This window comes from Campylobacter peloridis LMG 23910 (genome assembly GCF_000816785.1).
Taxonomy (GTDB): domain Bacteria; phylum Campylobacterota; class Campylobacteria; order Campylobacterales; family Campylobacteraceae; genus Campylobacter_D; species Campylobacter_D peloridis.
Window position 1 is genome coordinate 932,462 of record NZ_CP007766.1, and the last position, 26,406, is coordinate 958,867.

General features: G+C 27.0%; 28 protein-coding genes. All 28 read left to right on the forward strand.

Annotated elements, in window-relative coordinates:
- The 28 genes from CPEL_RS09550 (at window position 1) to CPEL_RS04750 (ending at window position 26,238) form a co-directional block, all read left to right on the forward strand.
- Window positions 1-777: an AHH domain-containing protein gene (locus CPEL_RS09550; RefSeq protein WP_232088159.1), complete on the forward strand. Its 777-nt coding sequence runs from the start codon at window positions 1-3 to the stop codon at window positions 775-777.
- Window positions 777-1,343, forward strand: a complete 567-nt coding sequence (locus CPEL_RS04620) for an imm11 family protein (RefSeq protein WP_044598813.1) — start codon at window positions 777-779, stop codon at window positions 1,341-1,343. Before CPEL_RS09550 ends, CPEL_RS04620 begins: the two co-directional genes overlap by 1 nt.
- 124 nt (window positions 1,344-1,467) lie before the next feature.
- Window positions 1,468-1,692 (forward strand): hypothetical protein, encoded by a 225-nt coding sequence (locus CPEL_RS09745; RefSeq protein WP_232088157.1) that lies wholly within the window; start codon window positions 1,468-1,470, stop codon window positions 1,690-1,692.
- Window positions 1,693-1,736: 44 nt separating this feature from the next.
- On the forward strand, window positions 1,737-1,994 hold the full coding sequence (locus CPEL_RS09750; protein WP_232088158.1) for a hypothetical protein: 258 nt from the start codon (window positions 1,737-1,739) through the stop codon (window positions 1,992-1,994).
- Between the two features lie 58 nt (window positions 1,995-2,052).
- Window positions 2,053-3,081, forward strand: coding sequence for a hypothetical protein (locus CPEL_RS09340; protein WP_167332812.1), 1,029 nt, complete (start codon window positions 2,053-2,055; stop codon window positions 3,079-3,081).
- A 3-nt stretch (window positions 3,082-3,084) separates the two neighbouring features.
- Window positions 3,085-3,735 carry a PoNe immunity protein domain-containing protein gene (locus tag CPEL_RS04635; protein ID WP_044598814.1) on the forward strand — a complete coding sequence of 217 codons (651 nt, stop codon included), beginning with the start codon at window positions 3,085-3,087 and terminating at the stop codon, window positions 3,733-3,735.
- Between the two features lie 44 nt (window positions 3,736-3,779).
- A complete protein-coding gene (locus CPEL_RS04640) occupies window positions 3,780-4,130 on the forward strand; it encodes a DUF4299 domain-containing protein (RefSeq protein WP_044598815.1) in 351 nt (116 codons plus the stop codon).
- A 32-nt stretch (window positions 4,131-4,162) separates the two neighbouring features.
- The gene (locus tag CPEL_RS04645) at window positions 4,163-4,771 is read left to right on the forward strand and encodes a hypothetical protein (protein WP_232088160.1); all 609 of its coding nucleotides are present in this window, start codon (window positions 4,163-4,165) and stop codon (window positions 4,769-4,771) included.
- The gene (locus CPEL_RS09565; protein WP_044598805.1) at window positions 4,771-7,239 is read left to right on the forward strand and encodes a type VI secretion system Vgr family protein; all 2,469 of its coding nucleotides are present in this window, start codon (window positions 4,771-4,773) and stop codon (window positions 7,237-7,239) included. Before CPEL_RS04645 ends, CPEL_RS09565 begins: the two co-directional genes overlap by 1 nt.
- Before the next feature lie 70 nt (window positions 7,240-7,309).
- Window positions 7,310-8,242 carry an ankyrin repeat domain-containing protein gene (locus CPEL_RS04655; RefSeq protein WP_084083566.1) on the forward strand — a complete coding sequence of 311 codons (933 nt, stop codon included), beginning with the start codon at window positions 7,310-7,312 and terminating at the stop codon, window positions 8,240-8,242.
- On the forward strand, window positions 8,235-9,857 hold the full coding sequence (locus tag CPEL_RS04660; RefSeq protein ID WP_044598816.1) for a putative toxin: 1,623 nt from the start codon (window positions 8,235-8,237) through the stop codon (window positions 9,855-9,857). The genes CPEL_RS04655 and CPEL_RS04660 overlap by 8 nt, the downstream gene beginning before the upstream one ends.
- Before the next feature lie 10 nt (window positions 9,858-9,867).
- Window positions 9,868-10,821 carry an ankyrin repeat domain-containing protein gene (locus CPEL_RS04665; protein WP_084083567.1) on the forward strand — a complete coding sequence of 318 codons (954 nt, stop codon included), beginning with the start codon at window positions 9,868-9,870 and terminating at the stop codon, window positions 10,819-10,821.
- A 46-nt stretch (window positions 10,822-10,867) separates the two neighbouring features.
- Window positions 10,868-11,347: a hypothetical protein gene (locus CPEL_RS04670; protein ID WP_044598817.1), complete on the forward strand. Its 480-nt coding sequence runs from the start codon at window positions 10,868-10,870 to the stop codon at window positions 11,345-11,347.
- Window positions 11,348-11,476: 129 nt separating this feature from the next.
- Window positions 11,477-12,544, forward strand: coding sequence for an AAA family ATPase (locus CPEL_RS04675; RefSeq protein WP_044598808.1), 1,068 nt, complete (start codon window positions 11,477-11,479; stop codon window positions 12,542-12,544).
- Window positions 12,544-13,227: a DUF4276 family protein gene (locus tag CPEL_RS04680; protein WP_044598809.1), complete on the forward strand. Its 684-nt coding sequence runs from the start codon at window positions 12,544-12,546 to the stop codon at window positions 13,225-13,227. Before CPEL_RS04675 ends, CPEL_RS04680 begins: the two co-directional genes overlap by 1 nt.
- Window positions 13,224-14,474 (forward strand): hypothetical protein, encoded by a 1,251-nt coding sequence (locus CPEL_RS04685; protein WP_044598810.1) that lies wholly within the window; start codon window positions 13,224-13,226, stop codon window positions 14,472-14,474. Before CPEL_RS04680 ends, CPEL_RS04685 begins: the two co-directional genes overlap by 4 nt.
- Window positions 14,467-15,435 (forward strand): hypothetical protein, encoded by a 969-nt coding sequence (locus tag CPEL_RS09355; protein ID WP_167332813.1) that lies wholly within the window; start codon window positions 14,467-14,469, stop codon window positions 15,433-15,435. The genes CPEL_RS04685 and CPEL_RS09355 overlap by 8 nt, the downstream gene beginning before the upstream one ends.
- Before the next feature lie 14 nt (window positions 15,436-15,449).
- Window positions 15,450-15,863: an immunity 70 family protein gene (locus CPEL_RS04695; RefSeq protein ID WP_002779727.1), complete on the forward strand. Its 414-nt coding sequence runs from the start codon at window positions 15,450-15,452 to the stop codon at window positions 15,861-15,863.
- A 145-nt stretch (window positions 15,864-16,008) separates the two neighbouring features.
- Window positions 16,009-17,037, forward strand: a complete 1,029-nt coding sequence (locus CPEL_RS09360) for a hypothetical protein (RefSeq protein WP_167332812.1) — start codon at window positions 16,009-16,011, stop codon at window positions 17,035-17,037.
- Window positions 17,038-17,040: 3 nt separating this feature from the next.
- On the forward strand, window positions 17,041-17,685 hold the full coding sequence (locus tag CPEL_RS04705; protein ID WP_044598818.1) for a PoNe immunity protein domain-containing protein: 645 nt from the start codon (window positions 17,041-17,043) through the stop codon (window positions 17,683-17,685).
- 41 nt (window positions 17,686-17,726) lie between these two features.
- Window positions 17,727-18,077: a DUF4299 domain-containing protein gene (locus tag CPEL_RS04710; protein ID WP_044598819.1), complete on the forward strand. Its 351-nt coding sequence runs from the start codon at window positions 17,727-17,729 to the stop codon at window positions 18,075-18,077.
- Window positions 18,074-18,553, forward strand: a complete 480-nt coding sequence (locus CPEL_RS09455; protein ID WP_049984581.1) for a hypothetical protein — start codon at window positions 18,074-18,076, stop codon at window positions 18,551-18,553. Before CPEL_RS04710 ends, CPEL_RS09455 begins: the two co-directional genes overlap by 4 nt.
- 53 nt (window positions 18,554-18,606) lie before the next feature.
- Window positions 18,607-19,554: an ankyrin repeat domain-containing protein gene (locus CPEL_RS04720; RefSeq protein ID WP_084083568.1), complete on the forward strand. Its 948-nt coding sequence runs from the start codon at window positions 18,607-18,609 to the stop codon at window positions 19,552-19,554.
- Window positions 19,547-21,286 (forward strand): putative toxin, encoded by a 1,740-nt coding sequence (locus CPEL_RS04725; protein WP_044598820.1) that lies wholly within the window; start codon window positions 19,547-19,549, stop codon window positions 21,284-21,286. The genes CPEL_RS04720 and CPEL_RS04725 overlap by 8 nt, the downstream gene beginning before the upstream one ends.
- Window positions 21,287-21,296: 10 nt before the next feature.
- Window positions 21,297-24,218: a BspA family leucine-rich repeat surface protein gene (locus CPEL_RS09685; protein ID WP_084083569.1), complete on the forward strand. Its 2,922-nt coding sequence runs from the start codon at window positions 21,297-21,299 to the stop codon at window positions 24,216-24,218.
- A gap of 3 nt (window positions 24,219-24,221) precedes the next feature.
- Entirely contained in the window at window positions 24,222-24,872 is a 651-nt protein-coding gene (locus CPEL_RS04735) for a PoNe immunity protein domain-containing protein (protein WP_044598814.1), read from the forward strand.
- Window positions 24,873-24,905: 33 nt separating this feature from the next.
- Complete coding sequence (locus CPEL_RS09365; RefSeq protein WP_167332814.1) at window positions 24,906-25,862, forward strand: hypothetical protein; 957 nt, start codon at window positions 24,906-24,908, stop codon at window positions 25,860-25,862.
- Window positions 25,852-26,238, forward strand: a complete 387-nt coding sequence (locus CPEL_RS04750; RefSeq protein ID WP_044598821.1) for a hypothetical protein — start codon at window positions 25,852-25,854, stop codon at window positions 26,236-26,238. The genes CPEL_RS09365 and CPEL_RS04750 overlap by 11 nt, the downstream gene beginning before the upstream one ends.
- Window positions 26,239-26,406 lie beyond the last annotated feature (168 nt).

Sequence of the window (26,406 nt, forward strand, 5' to 3'; positions counted from 1 at the left end):
ATGGCTAAAAAAAGAAAAATAACTCTTCCTAGAATAGAAGCTATGAATATAAGTCCTGATACTTCTTGTTTGCATCCTATATTAGAAGATAATACTTTATTGTGTATACATGGAGGTAAGGTTAAGTTAAAAGCAAAGAATGCTAAAAGAATAAAATCAGATAATGTTCCTATTATGCTTAATAACGAAATACAAGGAGCTAGTATAAGTGGATGTGTAAATCCACCTATGCTAGGAGGACCTTGTACTAAAGTAGCTTTAGTATTTGCTCATACTTATTCAAATCATAAAGTAAATCATAAACATTCTGTATTACAAATGGGTTTAATAGGGGTAAGTAATAAAGGTTATCCTATATTAGCTATACCTAAGAAAAATAAAATTAAATTTGCTTTAGCTAAAATACAAGCTAATCCTCTTGCTAAGATTAAATGGGACAAGATAAGATGGGAAGGGATAGGAGATGATAACAAACAATCACCAATTCAAACCCATCATATTGCTACTGATAAGAATAAAAGATTTACTAAAGAATTTCAAAAAATAACAAAAAAATATGGCTTGGAATTAGATGGAGATTGGAACAAAGTTAAAATGCCACATCGCGGAAGACATCCTAATGAATATCATGAATATATTCTTGAAAAAATGAGTAAAATTGATAAAATAGCAAGAGGAGATAAGAATAAATTCTTAAAAGAATTTGAAAAACTAAAAGAAGAAATAAAAAATAATCCTGCTTTACTTAATAAAGAATACTATAAGGAGAGAAAATAATGAGATATTATAAAATGATGTATAACTATAATCATAATGATGTAGATAATTGGTACTCTTGTGATCTTGTAGATATAAAAAATAATGATGAATATGCACTTTTAGAATCTAAACCTATTATAAATTGGCAAACACCTAGTTTTGAAATAGACAAAGATGATGGTAAAATACTGACTGATCTTATACACAATGACTGTGGTTGGCGTATAGTCTCTCCTAAATTTATAAATTTAATGCAAGATTTAATCAAAGATTGTGTGCAATATTTAGATGTAGAAATTAAAAGTCAGGAAATAAATTATTATGATTGTAAAATTATGCATGTAACAAAATCACTTGAGGCTTTAGATTATGAACATTCTGTATATACTTATATGGGTGATAATAATGAATATCTAAGTATTACTAAGGCTGTTTTAAAAAAATCAAAACTTGATGGAAGTCATATATTTAGAATTAAAGATGATGAAATACCTGTTTTTGTATCAAGTGAATTTAGAAAAATAGTGAGAGAAAACAATTTATTAGGTTTTAGTTTTAGTGAAGTTATGGTATATGAAAATTAATAAATATATAAAAATATTATAATTATAAATTATATAAACTTATTAGGTTTTATCAAACAAATACCATAATAAAGGATAAAAAACAACAAGAGAACAAGCAGAACTAATTATAGAAGAAGAAAAGTTGATTGATACAACTTGGTATCCTTCTTATAAACATTTAGGGGAATATCATCTTACTATGTGGTTTAATCCTAACAATAATAAATATAAAACTTTCTATGTTGGAGAAAGGGGGAGTGTTAGTCTTAACTATTCTTTTGATAGTGAAAAAGAAGCTATTGGTAAAATGCTGCAGATGAATTATATGCGAAAAAATATGATGGAAAAGATATTAAAGAATATCTAACAAAAGAAGTAGCACTAAGAATCATCAAAGAAGAAAATTTAGAAGTGATTTGGTATGATGAAGCACTTAAACCAATGCGAGCAGGTATCAAACACGATAAACAAAGAGATAAATATATTTCTTTTATCACTAATGCTAAAGCAGAAATTATAGAATACAGAAGTATTGAGTTTGATGGGGAAGTTATTATATTTTTAGAAAAATATAATTACACTTCTACCTATAACGATGAATTTCTAGCCCTTTATGCTCTTATCAATCGTGCCAGAATGATTAAACAAAATAAGATTAGCTTTATATAAATACTTTCCTTATGATTTAATATAATCTTAGTGGGTTTAAAAACCCACAAGGCTTTTTATGGCTAAAAAAAGAAAAATAACTCTTCCTAGAATAGAAGATATTGATATAAGTCCTGATACTTCTTGTTTGCATCCTATATTAGAAGATAATACTTTATTGTGTATACATGGAGGTAAGGTTAAGTTAAAAGCAAAGAATGCTAAAAGAATAAAATCAGATAATGTTCCTATTATGCTTAATAACGAAATACAAGGAGCTAGTATAAGTGGATGTGTAAATCCACCTATGCTAGGAGGACCTTGTACTAAAGTAGCTTTAGTATTTGCTCATACTTATTCAAATCATAAAGTAAATCATAAACATTCTGTATTACAAATGGGTTTAATAGGGGTAAGTAATAAAGGTTATCCTATATTAGCTATACCTAAGAAAAATAAGATTAAATTTGCTTTAGCTAAAATACAAGCTAATCCTCTTGCTAAGATTAAATGGGACAAGATAAGATGGGAAGGGATAGGAGGTAAGCTAAAAGCAGCACAAAGAAGAAAACAAGTAAATAAACAACAAGTATTTTTAAAAGAAGTTCAAGCACAACAAAAAGAAGCTAAAAAAGTTTTAGCAAATATGGAAAAAAAGATACAAAAATTAAATGGCATTGATAAATTAAGCAATAAACAAAAAGGAAATTATGGCGAAGCTAAAATGCATTTGCATTATTTAAATCAAGGCTATAAAAGAATTAGCTTAAACAAAGTTCAAGGACTTGATGATAAAATTCATCAAGGAATTGATGGAATTTATTATAACCCCAATAAAAATCCAAAATATATCATCGCAGAAGCTAAGTTTGGAACAAGCAAGTTAAATAGAAAAACTAAGCAAATGAGTGATGATTGGATAACAGAAAAGGATAAAAATAGACTTGGTATTGTAGGGGAAAAACAAGCAAAGGAAATAAAAAAACTTCTTAAGGAAAATAGCAATGATGAAATCAGAAAAGATTTATTTCATGTTGATGAAGGAGGCAAAGAAACCATTCATTATTTAGATAAAGATGCAAATAAAATTAAAAAACCTAAAGGATAGAAAATGTTAAGAAATACTAAGAAAGATGAAGCGTATTTTACTGAACGTATATTAGAATGGGAAGAAGAAGTTAAAGAAGATGAAAAAAGACTCTTAGAACTTCCACTAGGAGATGAAAGAAGGGAAAATTATTTTTTTTCTATAACAGATGGAAAAAAATGTATTGCTTTAGATAAATACTCTCGCGGTGATGATATAAACATAGTTAAAAAAGATTTAGAAGCATACATACTAGAAAAAGAAAAAAATCGTTTAGAATTTGCAATTGATATTGGCTATTACAGGGGAAATGCTATTGAACTTTGCGTTAGAGTATTATTAGATATGGATACTACTTGTTTGCTAGAATTAATAGAAGAAGATGAGAGAAAAAGAAGGGATATACTCAATAGAGATTGGTTTTTACATTTTATAGGTTCTAAGGGTAAGAAGTTAAATTTAGAACGCAAATGTGCTTGCAAAGAACATGAACTGATTAAAGAATTTATAGCCACACAAGATATTGAGTTTTTACATAAATATATGAAAAAACATACAAGGTTAAGGGATCCTTTAGATACCTGGGATCTTGAAGGTGCTGCAATTGTAAAACTAATGAATTTGGATAAAGAAGAATTTAAACAGTATAAATACTTTCCTTATGATTTAATATAAAATTTCTTAGTTATAATTTCATTTTATATTTAAGGAAAAAATTTATGAAAGATTTAAAACTTTTACAAAAGCGTTGGGAAGAAGCTTATGAGGCTATGCCTAAACTTTATGATGCATTAGACAAAACAATAGTAAATTTTACTCTTAGTGAAGATACAGATACTATTTTATTTAAAGAACCTTGGGAAAATTTTGAACTAGATGATGAAAATGAAGAAGTAGAATGGAGGTTAAGTTTTTTTAGTATTAGCGAAGATAAACCTCTAGGATATTTAGAATATAAAGAAGCTTTAGAAAAATTACAAGAATTTGCTTTAATACAATCAGAAGAAAGAATTTTAATTAGAGCTATAAATTTAAAAGAACTTAAAAATTTAAGATTGAAAGAACTATGATACTTCCTCAACCCATATTTTTAAATAAACTTATGCAATTTTTATCTAGTGAAAATTTAAATCTAAATAGTTTTAAAAAAGATATAGAAAACATAATCTCTAAAAAAGACTTACAAATTTTATTAGATTTAAATACAAAAATTATGGGTATTGCTAAAATAATTATTCAAGATAAAAAAGAAATTAATATACTGCTGCCACAATCTAATAAAGAGCATAAATTACAATATACACCTACAAAATTAGAAATTAAAAAAGATTTTGAAATTAAACTTGATAGCTTGGAAAATTGTAGCAACAAACAATTATTAGATATCATTAAACAAGAATATCCAAATAATATAGTAAAAGAACTAACTATTAATCTATCAAAAGAAAAAATAAAAATACTTTTCATTGTCAATGAAATACCAAAATTTTTAAAATCTATATACAAAGAATGTGATTTTAAAGATTACGGCTTAATGAACTATATCGAATTTGATAAAATTTTTAATCTTAAAATAGAAGATTTTAGATATTTTACGCTTGTTACACCCTTTGGGGCAAAAAAAATACAATTGTATTGGATAAATGAATATGAAAATCTTCAAGAAACACTCAATTGTATTTCAATCCCAATACCAACAAAGGTTTTTTAATGAATACAAACAACTCTTATCTTAATTTAAAAATTAACAAACTTGATTTTAAAATCACAAAAGCCATTATAAAAGAAAGCTTGGATCAGATCTTTTTATGTGAATGTGAAGGTTTTTATGAAAATATCAATAATGATATTTTTAGTGATGATAATATTGAATTTAATCCTAATATGCTTATTGATAAAGAAGCTTCACTTATAATTAAAAATCCTTATGAAAACAAAAAGATAGACTTTTCAACTAATATTGATATGATTTATCGGGGAATAATATCTTATGTTGACTATTTAGGTGTTAATCAAGGTAGTGCTAGCAATATTGTAAAAGAAAATTTTAAACAATTAAACCATAAACATTTTTTTAAGTTTAACTTGCATTCTCCTTTAATAAGACTTGATTTTAATAAAGCAAATCGTATTTATACTCATACAAACATAATAGAAGTAATTAAACAAACCTTAGCCTATTATAACACCAAGCTAAATAAAAACATTGATTTTTCTAATATTCATCATATATATGAAACTAAAGAATTAATTTCTCAATACAATGAAAGTGATTTAGAATTTATCACAAGATTAGCACACAATCATGGTATTTATTTTTATGAAGATAAAGATAATATTTATTTTTATGATTTTTATACTCATAAAGGCAAAATAAAAGATATAGTTTTTAATCCTAATATCAACAACCATCTTAATGAAACTTGTATTTACGCACTAAATAAAGAAAAACAAATACAAACTAATGCTTTTACTCATTCTAGTAATAATTCCAAACAACCTTTAAGTTTATATTCCTTAAGCACTAAAGCACAAAATGCCAATACACATTATAATGAGCATTCTTATGAAAGTGAGTATTCCTTTACACAAAATATTAATTTAAAACAATCCCCTACCCTAAAAGAAAAAAGAAATACTATGCTTAATAATATACTAAAAGCAAAAAGCAATATTTATCATCTTAGTTTAAATGAAAGTATTAAAATTAATATTCAAGAAGAAACCACCAAAGAATATACCATTATAGCAAAAGAACAAATTTTAATTGATGATGCTATTTTAGCTAATACTATCAATACCAATGATAATTTAAATATTAAAGACTTAAATCTAAGCAAATCTTATACAAATAATTTAACCCTTACCCCATCTTTTTTAACCTTTACACCTAGTTTTAAATCCAAACCAAAACCTCCAATTAATACCATGGGTATAGTTATAGGAGAAGATTCTAATATAGAAAATCAAAGAAATACCATATATACAGATGAATATGGAAGAGTAAAAGTAAGGATTAATCTTTATGCTAATCAAGAAGAATTAGATAATAAAACAAACATGTATCACTATAGTCCATTCTTAAGAGTAGCTAGTAATGTAGCAAGCAATCATTCAGGTTTTTACCATACACCTAGAATAGGAGATGAAGTTATTATTTCATTTTTAGATGATGATATAGATAAACCTTTTATTAGTGGGAGTTTGTATAATGGGGTGAATACTATGCCACAATATAACTACCCAAGATACAAAAGAGAAATCGCTGGACAAACACTAAATTATCTAAGTGCTATACCTATGTATAATAAAGGCTTAGATGAACTTAAACTACAAGAAAATACAGAATATAATCTAAATTATAAAAATGAACATTATCTAACTATCTCTAATTCTACTATAGGAAAAGATAATACCGATGCAAAAGCAAGAAATGAAATCGCTTTAAAAAATGATATAGACAAGGAAGAATTTTACATTTTAGCACAAAAAGATTATAAAGAAGAAATAGGCAATAACTATGAGCAAACTATAAAAAATAACAAAACCTCAGAAGTAGGAGCTTTATATACCGAATTTATTACTTTAGGACATATGCAAAATATCATAGGTTTTAAAAATGTCAATGTAGGTGCGCAGTATCTAGAAAATACCCTGCTTTCTAAAGATACTAATGTGGGTTTAAGTAATACTTTGAATGTAGGAATTAGTAATGAAGTCAATATCGGACAAAATCATGAAGAAAAAATAGGAAATGATAAAAGAGTAATCATCAACAATAACCTAGAGCAAGATATCAAAAATGATTTTATCCAAAGAATAGGACATAATAAAAATGAAACCATAAAAGGTTCTTATGTGCTTCAAACCAATCAAAGTATAAAATTTCACTCCAAAAAAGATCTAAGCATAGAAACAAATGAGTATTTCAAAGCTGAAGCTGATGATTCTATTAGTTTTAAAGCTAAAAATAATTGTTCCTTTACGGCTGATGAAATAAATACTTTAGCTAATAAAGAAAGCACTTTAATAGCACAAAAACGAATCATCTCTCAAGTAGGTGAAAATACCACCATCACACAAACAAAAGATAAGATTATACTTCAAGTAGGAAAAATGCAAGTAATTATAGATGATAAAGGTTTAAGGGTAAAAGGAGGTGATTTGAGAGCAGATTAAAAGCAATTTTTTTAAATTAAAACTAAAATCACAAAGAAACCCAATTTATAAAAAAACTAAAGGAAAAACAATGAAAACATTAGAAAATATCAAAGCTATGAGTTTTGAAGAAAAAATGCAAATTCAAAAACAATTATTTGATTTTATTAGTAATAATGACTTAGAAAATGTTAAAAATCTTTTAAAAGATTATCCCATAAAAGAAAGCTTTTATGAGGCACATTTTAAAGATTTGTCTTTGTTTGATCCTTGCACAACTATAGTAAGAGCTGCATTTACTTGTGGAAATTATGATAATGATTTTTCTATTTTAGATTATTTATTTGATGAGTATGGTTTAAGTTTAAAAGATCCTAAATACAATCTTCGCTTTGTAGATATGAAACATATCAAAGAAGCTAATGAAAAATATATTTTAATGAAAAAAGTAGAAGGAAATAGCATTATTTATAAAAACGCTCTAATCTACGCATATATACTCAATGCTAAAAACCCAAATTCTCAAATCATACAATATCTAGTCAATCGTGGAGCTAAATTTGAAGTGCATAAAGATGACTTTGGTTGGACTCCTATGCATTTTTGGGTTATGCAAAATAATTATGAATTATTAGAACTAGCTATTAAAGGAGGGGCTAATGTGGATATGCAAACCCGACTTATTCAAGAGAGTGAATACAATGAAACTCTTTTATTTGAAGCTGTAAGCGAACCTGAAACTTATAAGGTTACAAAGCTTTTAATCGAACTTGGAGCTAATGTGAATTTTGCTACCCCAAGAACTCCTTTAGATAATGCAAAAGGATCTAGAAATAAAAAACTTTTAAAAGATGCAGGAGCAATGACTTCAGAGCAAATTAGAAAAAAATATAATTTACCAGCATATGATTCTTCTCATTGTGAAATTAATGGAAAAACTGACTTTGATTTATTGGGTAAATATCGTGATGAATGCTCCAAACTTTTAAACGATGCTATAAAAAAGGCTAAGGAGAATGAGTAGAGTGATAAAAATTAACTTTACTGATGTCAATTTTCATATTAAAGAATTTCAAAAGGTTTATATACTAGAAAATTGTAAATTGTATTTTTATAAGCCTTTTCATTTACAAACAGAAGATAAAAACAATGGAAAAGAATTTGAAGATAAAAATAGAACAATTCATAAAGAACAAGAAATTAAAAAAATAAATTCTCAAGATCAATCAGATGAAAAAGAAGATATCACAAAAGATTATGCACAAAAAATCGATAAAGAGATAAATAAATTTGATGAAAATAACTTCATCTTACAAACTAAAAAACAACGACAAATCGATCCTGATAATTATGATATATTTTACGATGTTTATACAAGTAAAGATAATGATATCAAAAGCTTAAATGAAGAGTTAAAATATAACGATGGCTTTGAAGTAAAAAATGGTATAGCTAAAGTTGAAGCAGATTTTTTTGATAAATGCTTAAAAGAAAAAAAATATGTTTTAATACCAAGATTAGTATCTTTAGATAAAAATGAAACATTACACTTTGATCCTGTGCCTTTAGAAGATAAGGGCTTTGTAGTGACTGATTTTAGAAAGGGAAGAAAAGATAAAAAAAATATAGATTTAAGCTTTCAAAGAAGCATAGCTAAAATAAAAAATCCTAATTTAGTTTTGCAAAGCCCTAAAGAATTCCTACAAGCTTTAAATGACAATAGAGATTTTACAGAAGATGATAAAATACAACAAGCAATGGGTATTAAAAAAGCTTGCGCGAAAAAAGCAGATGAAATGACTAAAATCTTGCTTAAAGATGATGAAAGTTTAAAAGATATTATTACAGATAAGCAAGAATTAAAGAAGAAAATAAGTGAATTGCAAAAAAATAAAAACAAATCACCTAAAGAACTAAATCTACTAGGTAGACTTGAATTTTTACAAAGAAATCAAAAAAAAGTTAAAGATTATAAAGACATTATAAAAGATCTTCAAAACCCTCAAAAGACTAGCAATGGTAAGCAAGATGATGCTGATGATGATTTTTCAGATAGTGGAACAAACAGCACCACTCCAAACCAAGAAGAACAAAAAAATAAAAATATCAATTCTAAAGATATAGGAGATGCAGGAGAATATGCTGCTTCTATGCTTTTTACTAAAAGATCAACTAGGTATTTATCTAATAGAAGAAAACTAGATACTAATTTTAATACTAAAGGTTTTAATCACACCATACCTGATTTTTTAGTAACGCTAAATGATTACCCTACTTTAGTAGAGGTTAAAAATGTTCAAGATCAAGCTTTAACAGAACAAATAAGCTTTGAGTTAAAACTTGCTAGAGAATATGAGCTTGATTATTTATTTTTATGCAATCATTACACAAAATTAATAGATAATATAACTAATCTAGAGATATTTAATAAAGACAATAAAAACCATAAAGGATCAAGAAGTGGTTTTATCTATCACAGACATGCTCACAGAAGCATAAAGACAATATTTAAAGAAATATATCTACACCATATCAAAGGAGCAGCACCTAATAAAATAGTAATAAAAAGATTAAATTTAAATGACCCTGTTCATATAGAAGAAGAATTAAACAAAAACAAACAAATACAAAAAAACTAAAGGAAAAACAATGAAAACATTAGAAAATATCAAAGCTATGAGTTTTGAAGAAAAAATGCAAATTCAAAAACAATTATTTGATTTTATTAGTAATAATGACTTAGAAAATGTTAAAAATCTTTTAAAAGATTATCCCATAAAAGAAAGCTTTTATGAGGCGCATTTTAAAAACAAAAACAGCAAGGATGATTTGTCTTTGTTTGATCCTTGCACAACTATAGTAAGAGCTGCATTTACTTGTGGAAATTACAATAATGATTTTTCTATTTTAGATTATTTATTTGATGAGTATGGTTTAAGTTTAAAAGATCCTAAATACAATCTTCGCTTTGTAGATATGAAACATATCAAAGAAGCTAATGATAAATATATCTTAATGAAAAAAGTAGAAGGAAATAGCATTATTTATCAAAAAGCTCTAATCTACGCATATATACTCAATGCTAAAAACCCAAATTCTCAAATCATACAATATCTAGTCAATCGTGGAGCTAAATTTGAAGTGCATGATGAAGGATATTCCGGTAGGACTCCTATGCATTTTTGGGCTAGACGCAATAATTATGAATTATTAGAACTAGCTATTAAAGGAGGGGCTAATGTGGATATGCAAACTTTTAGTAAATTAAGAAAATGCAATAATGAAACCCTTTTATTTGAAGCTGTAAGCGAACCTGAAACTTATAAGGTTACAAAGCTTTTAATCGAACTAGGAGCTAATGTGAATTTTGCTACCCCAACCACCCCTTTAGATATCGCAAGAGGATCTAGAAATAAAAAGCTTTTAAAAGATGCAGGAGCAATGACTTCAGAGCAAATTAGAAAAAAATATAATTTACCAGCATATGATTCTTCTCATTGTAAAATTGATGGAAAAACTGATTTTGACTTATTAGGTAAATATCATGATGAATACTCCAAGCTTTTAAACGATGCTATAAAAAAGGCTAAGGAGAATGAGTAGAGTGATAAAAATTAACTTTAGGTAAAATAAATCATAAGGAAAAACAATGAAAAATAAAATTTTATTAGATAAAGATATACAAGAAGCGTTTAATTACTATCTTGAAAATGATAATTATGTAAAAGGTGCTTTAGATGGTTTAAAAAAACATAAACGAAGAACTTTCATAAGTAACATCTTAAGTTATGAATATAAAAATTTAGTAGAAAACAACAACTTAAAATTTAATGAAAAAGATAAGGTTGTTTTACCATCTAATCTAATCACTATTTTAAACTATGATAAAAAGAATTTTAATGGGACGATTCTTCGAAATTTTATAAATGATTTGGAATTTGAATTAGAACATATAGAAATGGAACTTTATGATAATCCTGCTGATTTTGAAGGAGGAGATTATTATAGTGAAGATAGCGAATGTGATGAGGATTATACAGTGGAAGATTGGGTAGAAGATCAAGTAAAAGATATAAAAGATTTTATTGATGCTTTGAAAGCTTTTAAAATGCTATTTAGTGCTAATTAAGTATTGTAAATTTTATAGATTATAAATATAATAGTGATAAATATCGTCTCTTATTAAATAAAGCAATAAAAAGGCTAAAGGTAATAGAGAAAAATAATCAACTTCAATATTAGAAGCTAAAGGATATAAATGCTAAATAACATAACAATCAAAGGCTATAAATCTATAAAAGATTTATCCGAATTTGAACTTAAAAATTTAAATATCTTAATCGGTGCAAATGGTGCAGGTAAAAGTAATTTTATCTCGGTATTTAAAATGCTTAATGTATTGTTTAATAAAAATTTGCAATTTTATACACAAGATAAAGGACCTGATAGTTTTTTGTATTTTGGTAGAAAAGAAACCGAAAAATTGCATTTTGACTTTGTTTTTAACCCAAATAGATATAAAGTAGATATCGTAGCCACGCAAGAAAACAAAATGCTTATACAAAAAGAAAGAATTTATTTTGGTCCTCACGAATACATTATAGGAGAGAATGTATACGAAAGTAATATTTCTGAAGCAAAAGAATATTCTAGATCCAAAGCAGTTGCTGATTATACTATAAGCGAAATTAAAAAATGGAAGCTTTATCATTTTCATGATACTGGAGATACATCTAAAATGAAAAGTATATGTGATGCAAATGATAATCTTATTTTCAAAGAAGATGCACAAAATATAGCAGCTTATCTTAAAATGCTCCATGATAACTACAACAAACATTATGAACAAATTTTAACTACTATACAAGATATTGCTCCTTTTTTTGGGGGATTTATTTTTAGAAATAGTGATAATATACAATTAGAATGGCATCATAAAAACGATCCTGATACTCCTTTCAAAGCACATATGCTTTCTGATGGAACTTTAAGGTTTATATGCTTAGCTACTTTATTGCTTCAGCCTTTTGAGCTAATGTCAGGAACAATTATTATCGATGAGCCTGAATTAGGACTACATCCTTATGCGTTAAAAATTTTAAGCGAGATCATTAAAAGAGTAGCTCAAGAAAAACAACTCATTATTTCTTCTCAATCTGTAGAACTGATAAATCATTTTGAAGCACAAGATATTATAGTTGTAGATAAAGAAGGTGATCAATCTATTTTTACAAGAATGGACAATGAAAAACTACAAACTTGGCTTGAAGAATACACACTTGGAGAAATTTGGGCTAGTAATCTTATAGGTGGGAGGCCAAAATAATGTCAGATATTACAAGATGCTATGTAATTTGCGAAGGGCAAAGTGAAGAAAAATTTATCAATGAAACTTTAAGTCCGTATTTTCACAATGTCAAAATTTATCTCACTCCACTTACAATACCTACATCTAAAGGACACAAAGGCGGTGCGCTTTCATATGAGAGAGTGGTTGATTTTATCGTTAAAAAATTAAAACAAGATACACAAGCTTTCATGACAACTATGTTTGATTATTATGGATTAGATGATGAATTTTTAAAAGAAAATAAAGCTAATACTGATATATATGAATATATTGAAAAAATACAAAAAGATTTTGATGAAGCAATTAAACAAAAATGCGATACAAATAAATTTTTTAGCTATATACAACCACATGAATTTGAAAGTTTGCTTTTTAGTGATATTACAAAAATCATTGAAGCAGACGCTGAATGGGATGAAAAACTCATTTGCGAATTAGAATGTATTATCGAAAAATACAATAATCCAGAATTCATCAACAATAGCAAGGAAACAAGTCCGTCACACAGGCTAAAAAAGATTTTTTCTTCTCCTAGCTATAAAAAAGTTTTGCATGGTAGCAAGATCGCAAAAGAAATTGGTATAGACAACATAAGATTAAAATGTCAACACTTTAACAAATGGTGTGAAAAAATTGATGCTTTGAAAGCTTTTAAATGAAACAAACATTAAGTGCCAATCAAATTAGCTTTCATCTTTTATCTAAAAAAACTTTTAGTGATGAAAAATACCTTGACGCTTGGAGTTTAAAAGGTAATCGCCTTAATTTACAAGAATGGCTTGATTTTAAAAAAGCTAATGAAAATAATTTTTATAATAAACATTTAGAAAATACCTTAAAAGCTATACAAGAACTTAAAGCTTGTTTTAGTATTGATAAATTTGAAGGTATAAATCTACACAGTGAGGATGAATGGTTAAATTTTTTACCTTCAAATTATACTCAAATTTATAATCGTTTATGTAGGGATAAAAGCAAATACATTTTACATAGATATTATCAAAAAGATGAATTAAGTGAAATAGGAACTCTTAAAAACCTCTCCCCTAATTTACCTTTTTGGGATGAAAAAGGAGAAAATTTCTCTCAAAGCCAAATCAATACTCTTATAGAAAAAGATAATCTAGCGCCCTACTTTAATAAATATGATATTTATTTCAACTCATCACTATACCTTACTTTTAATCTTAATGATGAAAATTTAAATTATCTAGTAAAAAATTATGAAGATAAACTTAATTATGGTTTTATCCCAAAAACCCAAGAACAACTTCAAAAAGAGTTAAATTTAAGTAAAGATGAAAAAATCATCTTAGAACTTGAAAATATTTTTTTAAGTCTTTGTAAAGGCATAAGTGCTGATTATGCTTTTATGGATTTTTCTTATTTTTTTGCAGGGTATGATTATATATTAAATTCTAAAAATAATACTTTAAAATCTTACCCTATTAGTTATGATGAGTTAATTTATAAAAGAAGCTTTAAAGAGCATATAGAAGAATATGCAAATAATTATTTTTTAAATTATTATTCTAAAGAACTTTTAAATGAACTTGAAAATCAAAACTTAAATAACAATAGAATAAATCATTATCTTAAAAACTATAATAAAATTCCAAAAAACACAGAAGAAGAAAACATACAAGGTATGCTTTCTAAGCAAAAAAATGTAAATATCAACTTTGTAAATTTTATAGATTATAAAGACTATGTTTATAATAACAAAGATGATTTTTGGAATTTCTCATTAGAAAAAAACTCTATACTTTGGCAAAAATTTCTAAGCAAGGATACCATAAAACCTTTTCCTTCAAATTTTGATTGTTCTTTGGAAGAAAAACTTCTTTATGCTAAAGATGAGCAATTAGAAAGCATACTTCAAACCCACAAGGCTTTTTATGGCTAAAAAAAGAAAAATAACTCTTCCTAGAATAAAAGATATTGATATAAGTCCTGATACTTCTTGTTTGCATCCTATATTAGAAGATAATACTTTATTGTGTATACATGGAGGTAAGGTTAAGTTAAAAGCAAAGAATGCTAAAAGAATAAAATCAGATAATGTTCCTATTATGCTTAATAACGAAATACAAGGAGCTAGTATAAGTGGATGTGTAAATCCACCTATGCTAGGAGGACCTTGTACTAAAGTAGCTTTAGTATTTGCTCATACTTATTCAAATCATAAAGTAAATCATAAACATTCTGTATTACAAATGGGTTTAATAGGGGTAAGTAATAAAGGTTATCCTATACTAGCTATACCTAAGCAAAATAAGATTAAATTTGCTTTAGCTAAAATACAAGCTAGTCCTCTTGCTAAGATTAAATGGGACAAGATAAGATGGGAAGGGATAGGAGGTAAGCTAAAAGCAGCACAAAGAAGGAGAAGAGAAAAAAGTAAAGAGAAAGCAAAAATGCTTTTATATTTGGAAAATGAAAATAAAAACGATAGCAAAATAAAACAAATATCTATATCAAATATACCTAAAAAACCTCATTGGCGAGAATCTGAAGAAGATATATCAAAATTATACCATGATTATGAAAAACAGAAATCTTTTCTTAATAGCAAGGAAGTTCCATACGGAACGAAACATTCTGTTCGTCCAGACTTATACAAAAATGGTTCTAGCATTGAAATTAAAAACTATAATCTTGATGAAACATCCAGTGTAAACAATTTAATTAATATTATTACCAAACAATATCAACAAAGATTGCAACATTTGCCACCAAAAACTGAACAAATCTTCATTATAGATTCTAGAGGACAAAATATATCTAAAGAAATACAAGAAAAAATAAAACAAAAAATTCGCATTAAATTAAATTGTGATATACTTATTCAATTTAAAACTAAGTAAATTTAGGAAAATCAATGGTGGGTTTTAATATAAATGATCTTTGGTATGAAATAGGCAATGGTGATTTTTTACATGCATTTTTTAGCAATGTGGCTTATCATCTTGAAAAAGGAAATTGGGGGAGCAGATTCCCTATCTTAATGAATGAAGTATATCAAGGTGAATTAAATTTTTCACAAGCTTCTTTGGCGTTAAATGAACTAGAGAATATACAAAAAGAATTTAAGAATTTTACTCCAAAACAAATAATTTGGGATATTGAAAATTTATCTCTCATGCCACCTTGGGGCGATAATATTAGTAGCGACATTACAAATCTATCGAATTATTTTATAACAAGCGATGGTAATGATTTTATAGAACTCTTTAAAAAGGTCTTACAACTAGCTGAAAATGAAAAAGTTAACCTTACAATTAAAAGTTTTTAAAAAAACTCTATACTTTGGCAAAAATTTCTAAGCAAGGATACCATAAAACCTTTTCCTTCAAATTTTGATTGTTCTTTGGAAGAAAAACTTCTTTATGCTAAAGATGAGCAATTAGAAAGCATACTTCAAACCCACAAGGCTTTTTATGGCTAAAAAAAGAAAAATAACTCTTCCTAGAATAGAAGATATTGATATAAGTCCTGATACTTCTTGTTTGCATCCTATATTAGAAGATAATACTTTATTGTGTATACATGGAGGTAAGGTTAAGTTAAAAGCAAAGAATGCTAAAAGAATAAAATCAGATAATGTTCCTATTATGCTTAATAACGAAATACAAGGAGCTAGTATAAGTGGATGTGTAAATCCACCTATGCTAGGAGGACCTTGTACTAAAGTAGCTTTAGTATTTGCTCATACTTATTCAAATCATAAAGTAAATCATAAACATTCTGTATTACAAATGGGTTTAATAGGGGTAAGTAATAAAGGTTATCCTATATTAGCTATACCTAAGAAAAATAAGATTAAATTTGCTTTAGCTAAAATACAAGCTAATCCTCTTGCTAAGATTAAATGGGACAAGATAAGATGGGAAGGGATAGGAGGTAAGCTAAAAGCAGCACAAAGAAGAAAACAAGTAAATAAACAACAAGTATTTTTAAAAGAAGTTCAAGCACAACAAAAAGAAGCTAAAAAAGTTTTAGCAAATATGGAAAAAAAGATACAAAAATTAAATGGCATTGATAAATTAAGCAATAAACAAAAAGGAAATTATGGCGAAGCTAAAATGCATTTGCATTATTTAAATCAAGGCTATAAAAGAATTAGCTTAAACAAAGTTCAAGGACTTGATGATAAAATTCATCAAGGAATTGATGGAATTTATTATAACCCCAATAAAAATCCAAAATATATCATCGCAGAAGCTAAGTTTGGAACAAGCAAGTTAAATAGAAAAACTAAGCAAATGAGTGATGATTGGATAACAGAAAAGGATAAAAATAGACTTGGTATTGTAGGGGAAAAACAAGCAAAGGAAATAAAAAAACTTCTTAAGGAAAATAGCAATGATGAAATCAGAAAAGATTTATTTCATGTTGATGAAGGAGGCAAAGAAACCATTCATTATTTAGATAAAGATGCAAATAAAATTAAAAAACCTAAAGGATAGAAAATGTTAAGAGATACTAAGAGAGATGAAGCGTATTTTACGAAACATATAATAAAGTGTGAAGAAGATATCAAGAAATCCGAAGAAATTTTTTTAGAACTTCCTTTTGGAGATAGACAAACTTGTATTTTTTGTATAGAAGATAGAAAAAAATGTATTGCTTTGGATAAATACTCTCGTGGTGATGATATAAACATAGTTAAAAAAGATTTAGAAGCACTTATGCTATTAAAAGAAAAAAATCGTTTAGAAACAGGATTGGATATTGGCTATTACAGGGGAAATGCTATTGAACTTTGCGTTAGAGTATTATTAGATATGGATACTACTTGTTTGCTAGAATTAATAGAAGAAGATGAGAGAAAAAGAAGGGATATACTCAATAGAGATTGGTTTTTACATTTTATAGGTTCTAAGGGTAAGAATTTAAATTTAGAACGCAAATGTGTTTGCAAAGAACATGAACTGATTAAAGAATTTATAGCCACACAAGATATTGAGTTTTTACATAAATATATGAAAAAACATACAAGGTTAAGGGATCCTTTAGATACCTGGGATCTTGAAGGTGCTGCAATTGTAAAACTAATGAATTTGGATAAAGAAGAATTTAAACAGTATAAATACTTTCCTTATGATTTAATATAAAAATTTTTAGTTATAATGCTATTTTAACACAAGGATATTTTATGGAAGATTTAAACTTTTTACAAAAACGTTGGGAAGAAGCTTATGAGGCTATGCCTAAACTTTATGATGCATTAGACAAAACAATAGTAAATTTTACTCTTAGTGAAGATACAGATACTATTTTATTTAAAGAACCTTGGGAAAATTTTGAACTAGATGATGAAGATGAAGAAGTAGAATGGAGGCTAAGTTTTTTCAGCATTAGCAAAGATAAGCCTTTAGGATATTTAGAGTATAAAGAAGCTTTAGAAAAATTACAAGAATTTTCTTTAATACAATCAGAAGAAAGGGTTTTGATTAGAGCTATGAGTTTAGAAGAGCTTAAAAAATTAGGATTACACGAGCTATGATACTTCCTCAACCTATATTTTTAAACAAACTTATACAATTTTTATCTAGTGAAAATTTAAATCTAAATAATTTTAAAAAAGACATAGAAAACATAATCTCTAAAAAAGACTTACAATTTTTACTAGATTTAAACACAAAAATTATGGGTATTGCTAAAATAATTATTCAAGATAAAAAAGAAGTTGATATAAAGTCAATATTGGAAGAAAAAAATAAGAAACATTTCAAAGCTGAAGCTGATGATTCTATTAGTTTTAAAGCTAAAAATAATTGTTCCTTTACAGCTGATGAAATAAATACTTTAGCTAATAAAGAAAGCACTCTAATAGCACAAGAACAAATCATCTCTCAAGTAGGTAAAAATACCACTATCACACAAACAAAAGATAAGATTATACTTCAAGTAGGAAAAATGCAAGTAATTATAGATGATAAAGGTTTAAGGGTAAAAGGAGGTGATTTAAGAGCAGATTAAAAGCAATTTTCTTGAATTAAAACTAAAATTACAAAAAAACTAAAGGAAAAACAATGAAAACATTAGAAGATATCAAAGCTATGAATTATAAACAAAAAGATGAATTAGAAGATTTAGTTCTTGAAGCTATAGATGATAATGATTTGGCCAAGGTAAAAGATATTTTAAAAGATTATCCTGTAAAAATATCTTGTTACGAACTTCATTTTAAAAATAAAAATGAAGAATATCCTTTATTTGAACCTATAAATTTGATATTAAGGGCCGCATTTGCTTGTGAAGAAAATAATAATGATTTTTCTATTTTAGATTATTTATTTGATGAGTATGGTTTAAGTTTAAAAGATCCTAAATATAATTTTGCTTTTCCTGATATGAAACATATCAAAGAAGCTAATGATCAATATATTTTAATGAAAAAAGTAGAAGGCGAGCCTAATATTTACAAAAATGCCCTAATCTATTATTATATACTCAATGCCGATAATCCAAATTCTCAAATCATACAATATCTAGTCAATCGTGGGGCTAAATTTGAAGTGCATGATGAAGGATATTCCAGTAGGACTCCTATGCATTTTTGGGCTAGACACAATAATTATGAATTATTAGAACTAGCTATTAAAGGAGGGGCTAATGTAGATATGCAAACCTTGCTTGATCCAAAAAGTAAATATAATGAAACTCTTTTATTTGAAGCTGTAAGCGAACCTGAAACTTATAAGGTTACAAAGCTTTTAATCGAACTAGGAGCTAATGTAAATTTTGCTACCCCAAGAACTCCTTTAGATGATGCAAGAGGATCTAGAAATAAAAAACTTTTAAAAGATGCAGGAGCAATGACTTCAGAGCAAATCAGAAAGAAATTTAATTTACCAGCATATGATTCTTCACATTGTGAAATTGATGGAAAAACTGACTTTGATTTATTGGGTAAATATCTTGATAAATGCTCCAAACTTTTAAACGATGCCATAAAAAAAGCCAAGGATAATGAGTAGAGTGATAAAAATTAACTTTACTGATGTCAATTTTCATATTAAAGAATTTCAAAAGGTTTATATACTAGAAAATTGTAAATTGTATTTTTACAGTCCTTTTCATTTGCAAACACAAAATGGAAAAGAAGTGGAAGAAGTAAAAGAAGTGAAAAAAAAGGGCGAGTCCGAAGTTTATCTTATAGACGAGGATGGAAAAACTATAGGCATTGATAAAACTTCAGAGCAAAACCAAATAAAAACAAGAGAAGAAGCAAGAGATAAAATAATAAAGGATAAAGAAGTATTATTTAGCAACGATGAATATGGAAATAATACAATCAATGCTTATTTTGATAAGAAGAATATTAATACGCTAAATGATGCCTATAAAGAAAGAAAAGATAAACCTTTATCAAGAAATACTGAAAATTTTAAAGACTATGATATATTTTACGATGTTTATACAAGTAAAGATAATGATATCAAAAGTTTAAATGAAGAGCTAGGATATGATGGCTTTGAAGTAAAAGATGGTATAGCTAAAGTTGAAGCAGATTTTTTTGATAAATGCTTTGAAAAAGGAATTTATGTTTTAATACCAAGATTAGTATCTTTAGATAAAAATGAAACATTACACTTTGATCCTGTGCCTTTAGAAGATAAGGGCTTTGTAGTGACTGATTTTAGAAAGGGAAAAAAGGGAGAAAAAAATATAGATTTAAGCTTTCAAAGAAGCATAGCTAAAATAAAAAATCCTAATTTAGTTTTGCAAAGTCCTAAAGAATTCCTACAAGCTTTAAATGACAATAGAGATTTTACAGAAGATGATAAAATACAACAAGCAATGGGTATTAAAAAAGCTTGCGCGAAAAAAGCAGATGAAATGACTAAAATCTTGCTTAAAGATGATGAAAGTTTAAAAGATATTATTAGAGATGAAGAAAAATTAAAGAAAGAAATTGGCAGATTACGAGATAAGCAAAACAAATCACCAAAAGAACTAAGCTTACTGGGCAGACTTGAATTTTTACAAAGAAATCAAGAAAAAGCTAAAGATTATAAAAAAACAATCAAAGATCTTCAAAACCCTCAACAAGCTGGTGATAATGAAAAAGATGATGCTAATAATAGCAATAAAAAGAAAAAACCATCTAAGACAAATAAAAACAAACAAAAACAAAGCACCACTCCAAACCAAGAAGAACAAAAAAATAAAAATATCAATTCTAAAGATATAGGAGATGCAGGAGAATATGCTGCTTCTATGCTTTTTACTAAAAGATCAACTAGGTATTTATCTAATAGAAGAAAACTAGATACTAATTTTAATACTAAAGGTTTTAATCACACCATACCTGATTTTTTAGTAACGCTAAATGATTACCCTACTTTAGTAGAGGTTAAAAATGTTCAAGATCAAGCTTTAACAGAACAAATAAGCTTTGAGTTAAAACTTGCTAGAGAATATGAGCTTGATTATTTATTTTTATGCAATCATTACACAAAATTAATAGATAATATAACTAATCTAGAGATATTTAATAAAGACAATAAAAACCATAAAGGATCAAGAAGTGGTTTTATCTACCACAGACATGCTCACAGAAGCATAAAGACAATATTTAAAGAAATATATCTACACCATATCAAAGGAGCAGCACCTAATAAAATAGTAATAAAAAGATTAAATTTAAATGACCCTGTTCATATAGAAGAAGAATTAAACAAAAACAAACAAATACAAAAAAACTAAAGGAAAAACAATGAAAACATTAGAAGATATCAAAGCTATGAGTTTTGAAGAAAAAATGCAAATTCAAAAACAATTATTTGATTTTATTAGTAATAATGACTTAGAAAATGTTAAAAATCTTTTAAAAGATTATCCCATAAAAGAAAGCTTTTATGAGGCACATTTTACATACCATCATAATAATGAAGATTATGAGCTATCTTTATTTGATCCAGCAGCAAGCTTATTAAGGGCCGCATTTGCTTGTGAAGAAAATAATAATGATTTTTCTATTTTAGATTATTTATTTGATGAGTATGGTTTAAGTTTAAAAGATCCTAAATATAATTTTGCTTTTCCCGACATGAAACATATCAAAGAAGCTAATGAAAAATACATCTTAATGAAAGAAGTAGAAGGCGAGCCTAATATTTATAAAAACGCTCTAATCTACGCATATATACTCAATGCTAAAAACCCAAATTCTCAAATCATACAATATCTAGTCAATCGTGGAGCTAAATTTGAAGTGCATAATGAAGGATTTTCCGGTAGAACTCCTATGCATTTTTGGGTTATGCAAAATAATTATGAATTATTAGAACTAGCTATTAAAGGAGGAGCTAATGTAGATATGCAAACCCGACTTATTCAAGAGAGTGAACACAATGAAACTCTTTTATTTGAAGCTGTAAGCGAACCTGAAACTTATAAGGTTACAAAGCTTTTAATCGAACTTGGAGCTAATGTGAATTTTGCTACCCCAAGAACTCCTTTAGATGATGCAAGAGGATCTAGAAATAAAAAGCTTTTAAAAGATGCAGGAGCAATGACTTCAGAGCAAATTAGAAAAAAATATAATTTACCAGCATATGATTCTTCTCATTGTGAAATTAATGGAAAAACTGACTTTGATTTATTGGGTAAATATCGTGATGAATGCTCCAAACTTTTAAACGATGCTATAAAAAAGGCTAAGGAGAATGGAGAAAAAAAAGATGTAAATAAAGTTTCAACACAAGAAACTACAATAATTTTAGGAAAAACTCCTAAAGAGCTTATAGATGCTGTACAAAATTTTAAAGTTTTAAAAGCTTTAAATTTATTACAAAATGGCACTATTAAAAGCATAGACAAAGACATTTTAAAAATATGTGATGATGCTATAAATGAGTTAATCGATAAAGTTGTAGTAGATTCTAACAAAGGTAAAAATATAGGAGATGGTATTTATATAGAATTTAGTGAATTTATTTGCATTGATTATAATAATGATGGTTATAAAGATTATAGCAAGAGCGTAAGGAAAGAACTTAAAAAAAGCAGTCTTTACGAACTAAGAAAGATTTTAGAAGATATTATAAAAGGTAAAAGCATAGAAAGCACTTTGCGCGATTGTGCTTTTTATGATAAAAAAGGCAAATTTAAACCAAAACATCCAAATCTTTGCTATATTCCATTTAATCTTTTTGAATTAAAAATATTAGTAGAGATGGAATTTATATCTTTAGGGCAAATTGATTTAAGTTATATAAAAGACCTAAATCAACTTTTTGCTAGTTATTCTATGGAAATCATTCATTTGCATACAAATAGGAAAGATTTTAGCGGGATAGAGTCTTGGGATGTGAGCCAAATCAAATACATGAATGGACTTTTTAAAGGATTAAAAGATTTTAATGCAAACTTAAGCAAGTGGAAAGTTACAAATGTAAAAGATTTTGAAGATATGTTTTGTGATTGTGAGTCTTTTAAAAGTGATTTATCTAAATGGAAACCAAAAAAAGCTGAAAATATCAATTCTATGTTTCATGGAGCAAAATCTTTTGACTGCGATTTAAGCGAATGGAATCTACCAAGCGAATTAGTAGAACAATCAAACAATATATTTAGCGACTGCCCTTTACAAAATAATCCACCTTCATGGTATAAAGCAGTATTTGATATGGATAATCCAAGCTATGAATTATTATGTAAGCTTGTTAAGGCGCGTGATTATAAGCAGGCTAAGATTATTTTAGAAAAAATAATTCCTTTGCAAAATGAACAATACAAACATATCACTCAGCTTTGTTTTTATGTACCAAAAGGAACGACAAGCAATGCAATGCCAGATGAGGATTTTTTTAGTACTCTTGTAAAAAATGCAAAATCTCAAGGCTTTCATATTCCTATTAGTGATGAAGTGATGCATACTTGTTTGCGTTTTGATAAACTAGAATATGCTAAATTTCTTAGAACATTAGGCTATAAAGTAGTAATTACTAAAGAAAACAAATTTGGTTTATCTGTTGCATTAGAACATAAGTTGAGCACAGAAATTAAAAATATTTTAGAGTTTATCTTGGATAATCTTGATAGTAAAATCGATACTACATTTTTTGAAAATATTAGACTTAATCAAACGCCTAATATAAGATTTTGCGATGCAGATGATGAAACACTTGATTTTTTCTTTCAAGAATTAATAAAGCGTTACCCTAAAGAGATGCTTGATGAAAAACTACTAGTTATGTTTGTGCATAGCGATCTTATTTATTTACTTTTTAAACATGGATTAAAAATAGATTTAAAAAATATACCATATGATCTAAATATAGTAGGAAGGTATTACTTAGCGCCGATTCAGAAAATGCTCGCTTATGAAGTAAAGGGAAGAGTATCAAGATTTTTACAGCTTTTAAGACATAATTTATTGCGTGCAGATTCTATTATAGAATATCATACTGGAGTAAAAGCCCCTGCGTTGCTTATTTTTTTAGATAATTTTAAGGATAGATTAGACCTTGATGGTAAAGAATACCCAATAAAAGACATTTTAATAGAATTTGCAAGTCATAATGTAGATATACAAAAGCTTGGAACTTTTTATGATAAAGATTTTTATGAAATTTTAAAACAAAGTCAATACGAAAAAGAAATATTAGCACTTTTTCAAAAACCTAAAGGATAGAAAATGTTAAGAAATACTAAGAAAGATGAAGCGTATTTTACTGAACGTATATTAGAATGGGAAGAAGAAGTTAAAGAAGATGAAAAAAGACTCTTAGAACTTCCACTAGGAGATGAAAGAAGGGAAAATTATTTTTTTTCTATAACAGATGGAAAAAAATGTATTGCTTTAGATAAATACTCTCGCGGTGATGATATAAACATAGTTAAAAAAGATTTAGAAGCATACATACTAGAAAAAGAAAAAAATCGTTTAGAATTTGCAATTGATATTGGCTATTACAGGGGAAATGCTATTGAACTTTGCGTTAGAGTATTATTAGATATGGATACTACTTGTTTGCTAGAATTAATAGAAGAAGATGAGAGAAAAAGAAGGGATATACTCAATAGAGATTGGTTTTTACATTTTATAGGTTCTAAGGGTAAGAAGTTAAATTTAGAACGCAAATGTGCTTGCAAAGAACATGAACTGATTAAAGAATTTATAGCCACACAAGATATTGAGTTTTTACATAAATATATGAAAAAACATACAAGGTTAAGGGATCCTTTAGATACCTGGGATCTTGAAGGTGCTGCAATTGTAAAACTAATGAATTTGGATAAAGAAGAATTTAAACAGTATAAATACTTTCCTTATGATTTAATATAATCTTAGTGGGTTTAAAAACCCACAAGGCTTTTTATGGCTAAAAAAAGAAAAATAACTCTTCCTAGAATAGAAGATATTGATATAAGTCCCGATACTTCTTGTTTGCATCCTATATTAGAAGATAATACTTTATTGTGTATACATGGAGGTAAGGTTAAGTTAAAAGCAAAGAATGCTAAAAGAATAAAATCAGACAATGTTCCTATTATGCTTAATAACGAAATACAAGGAGCTAGTATAAGTGGATGTGTAAATCCACCTATGCTAGGAGGACCTTGTACTAAAGTAGCTTTAGTATTTGCTCATACTTATTCAAATCATAAAGTAAATCATAAACATTCTGTATTACAAATGGGTTTAATAGGGGTAAGTAATAAAGGTTATCCTATATTAGCTATACCTAAGAAAAATAAGATTAAATTTGCTTTAGCTAAAATACAAGCTAATCCTCTTGCTAAGATTAAATGGGACAAGATAAGATGGGAAGGGATAGGAGGTAAGCTAAAAGCAGCACAAAGAAGGAGAAGAGAAAAAAGTAAAGAGAAAGCAAAAATGCTTTTATATTTGGAAAATGAAAATAAAAAAGGTAGGGTAAGCGATAAAGAAGTTCATCTTTATAAACATAATGGAATATGGCCTAAAGATACTCCAAAACCTAGAAGTCCTGATTATATTCTTGAAGATGGGGAGATTATTTTAAATATCAAACAAAGAGCCATGGAAATAAAAAATACTTTAAATGGAGGACATAATAGTGTTTCTATAAAGACAAAAGATAAACTCACCAGATATGATTTAGATGGTAAACCACATTATGAGAAGACATCAAAGAGAATAATTGATACACCTCATAAAATAGAATATACTAAACATATAAATCCTCAAGATCCAACAAAGTATAGAATGTCACAGGGTTTAGTAGAGCCAATATCTCATAAAGATTTAGATATTGTAGAAAATTATTTAAAAAGGCAAAATAATGAAATTTGAGAATTTAAAGCATGGAAGTTTATTCAAAAGAGAATTTTACCTTAAGGATGTAAAAATAGATTTGAAAAATGACTTTTTTGTTTATTCTATCACAATGAATGAAAAAACTTTAGAAATATTTTTTAAATCAGAAAAAAAAGATATACAAGATTTGCAAATTATTTTTTATGATTATAAGTTACTACATTCAAAATCATATTGTAAAAATTTTAATCAATTAGAAGCTAATTTTATAGATTTGATAAGAAATAATTGGGATGATATAACAGGCTATATTGAAAAAGAAGAAGAGATGTTGATAAACATATATTTTGATAATGATTTAGAATATATTACTTTAACTTGTAAGTATTTTAATATAGATTTTATAGACTAAACAAAGGATAAAAAACAACAAGAGAACAAGCAGAACTAATTATAGAAGAAGAAAAGTTGATTAATACAACTTGGTATCCTTCTTATAAACATTTAGGGGAATATCATCTTACTATGTGGTTTAATCCTAACAATAATAAATATAAAACTTTCTATGTTGGAGAAAGGG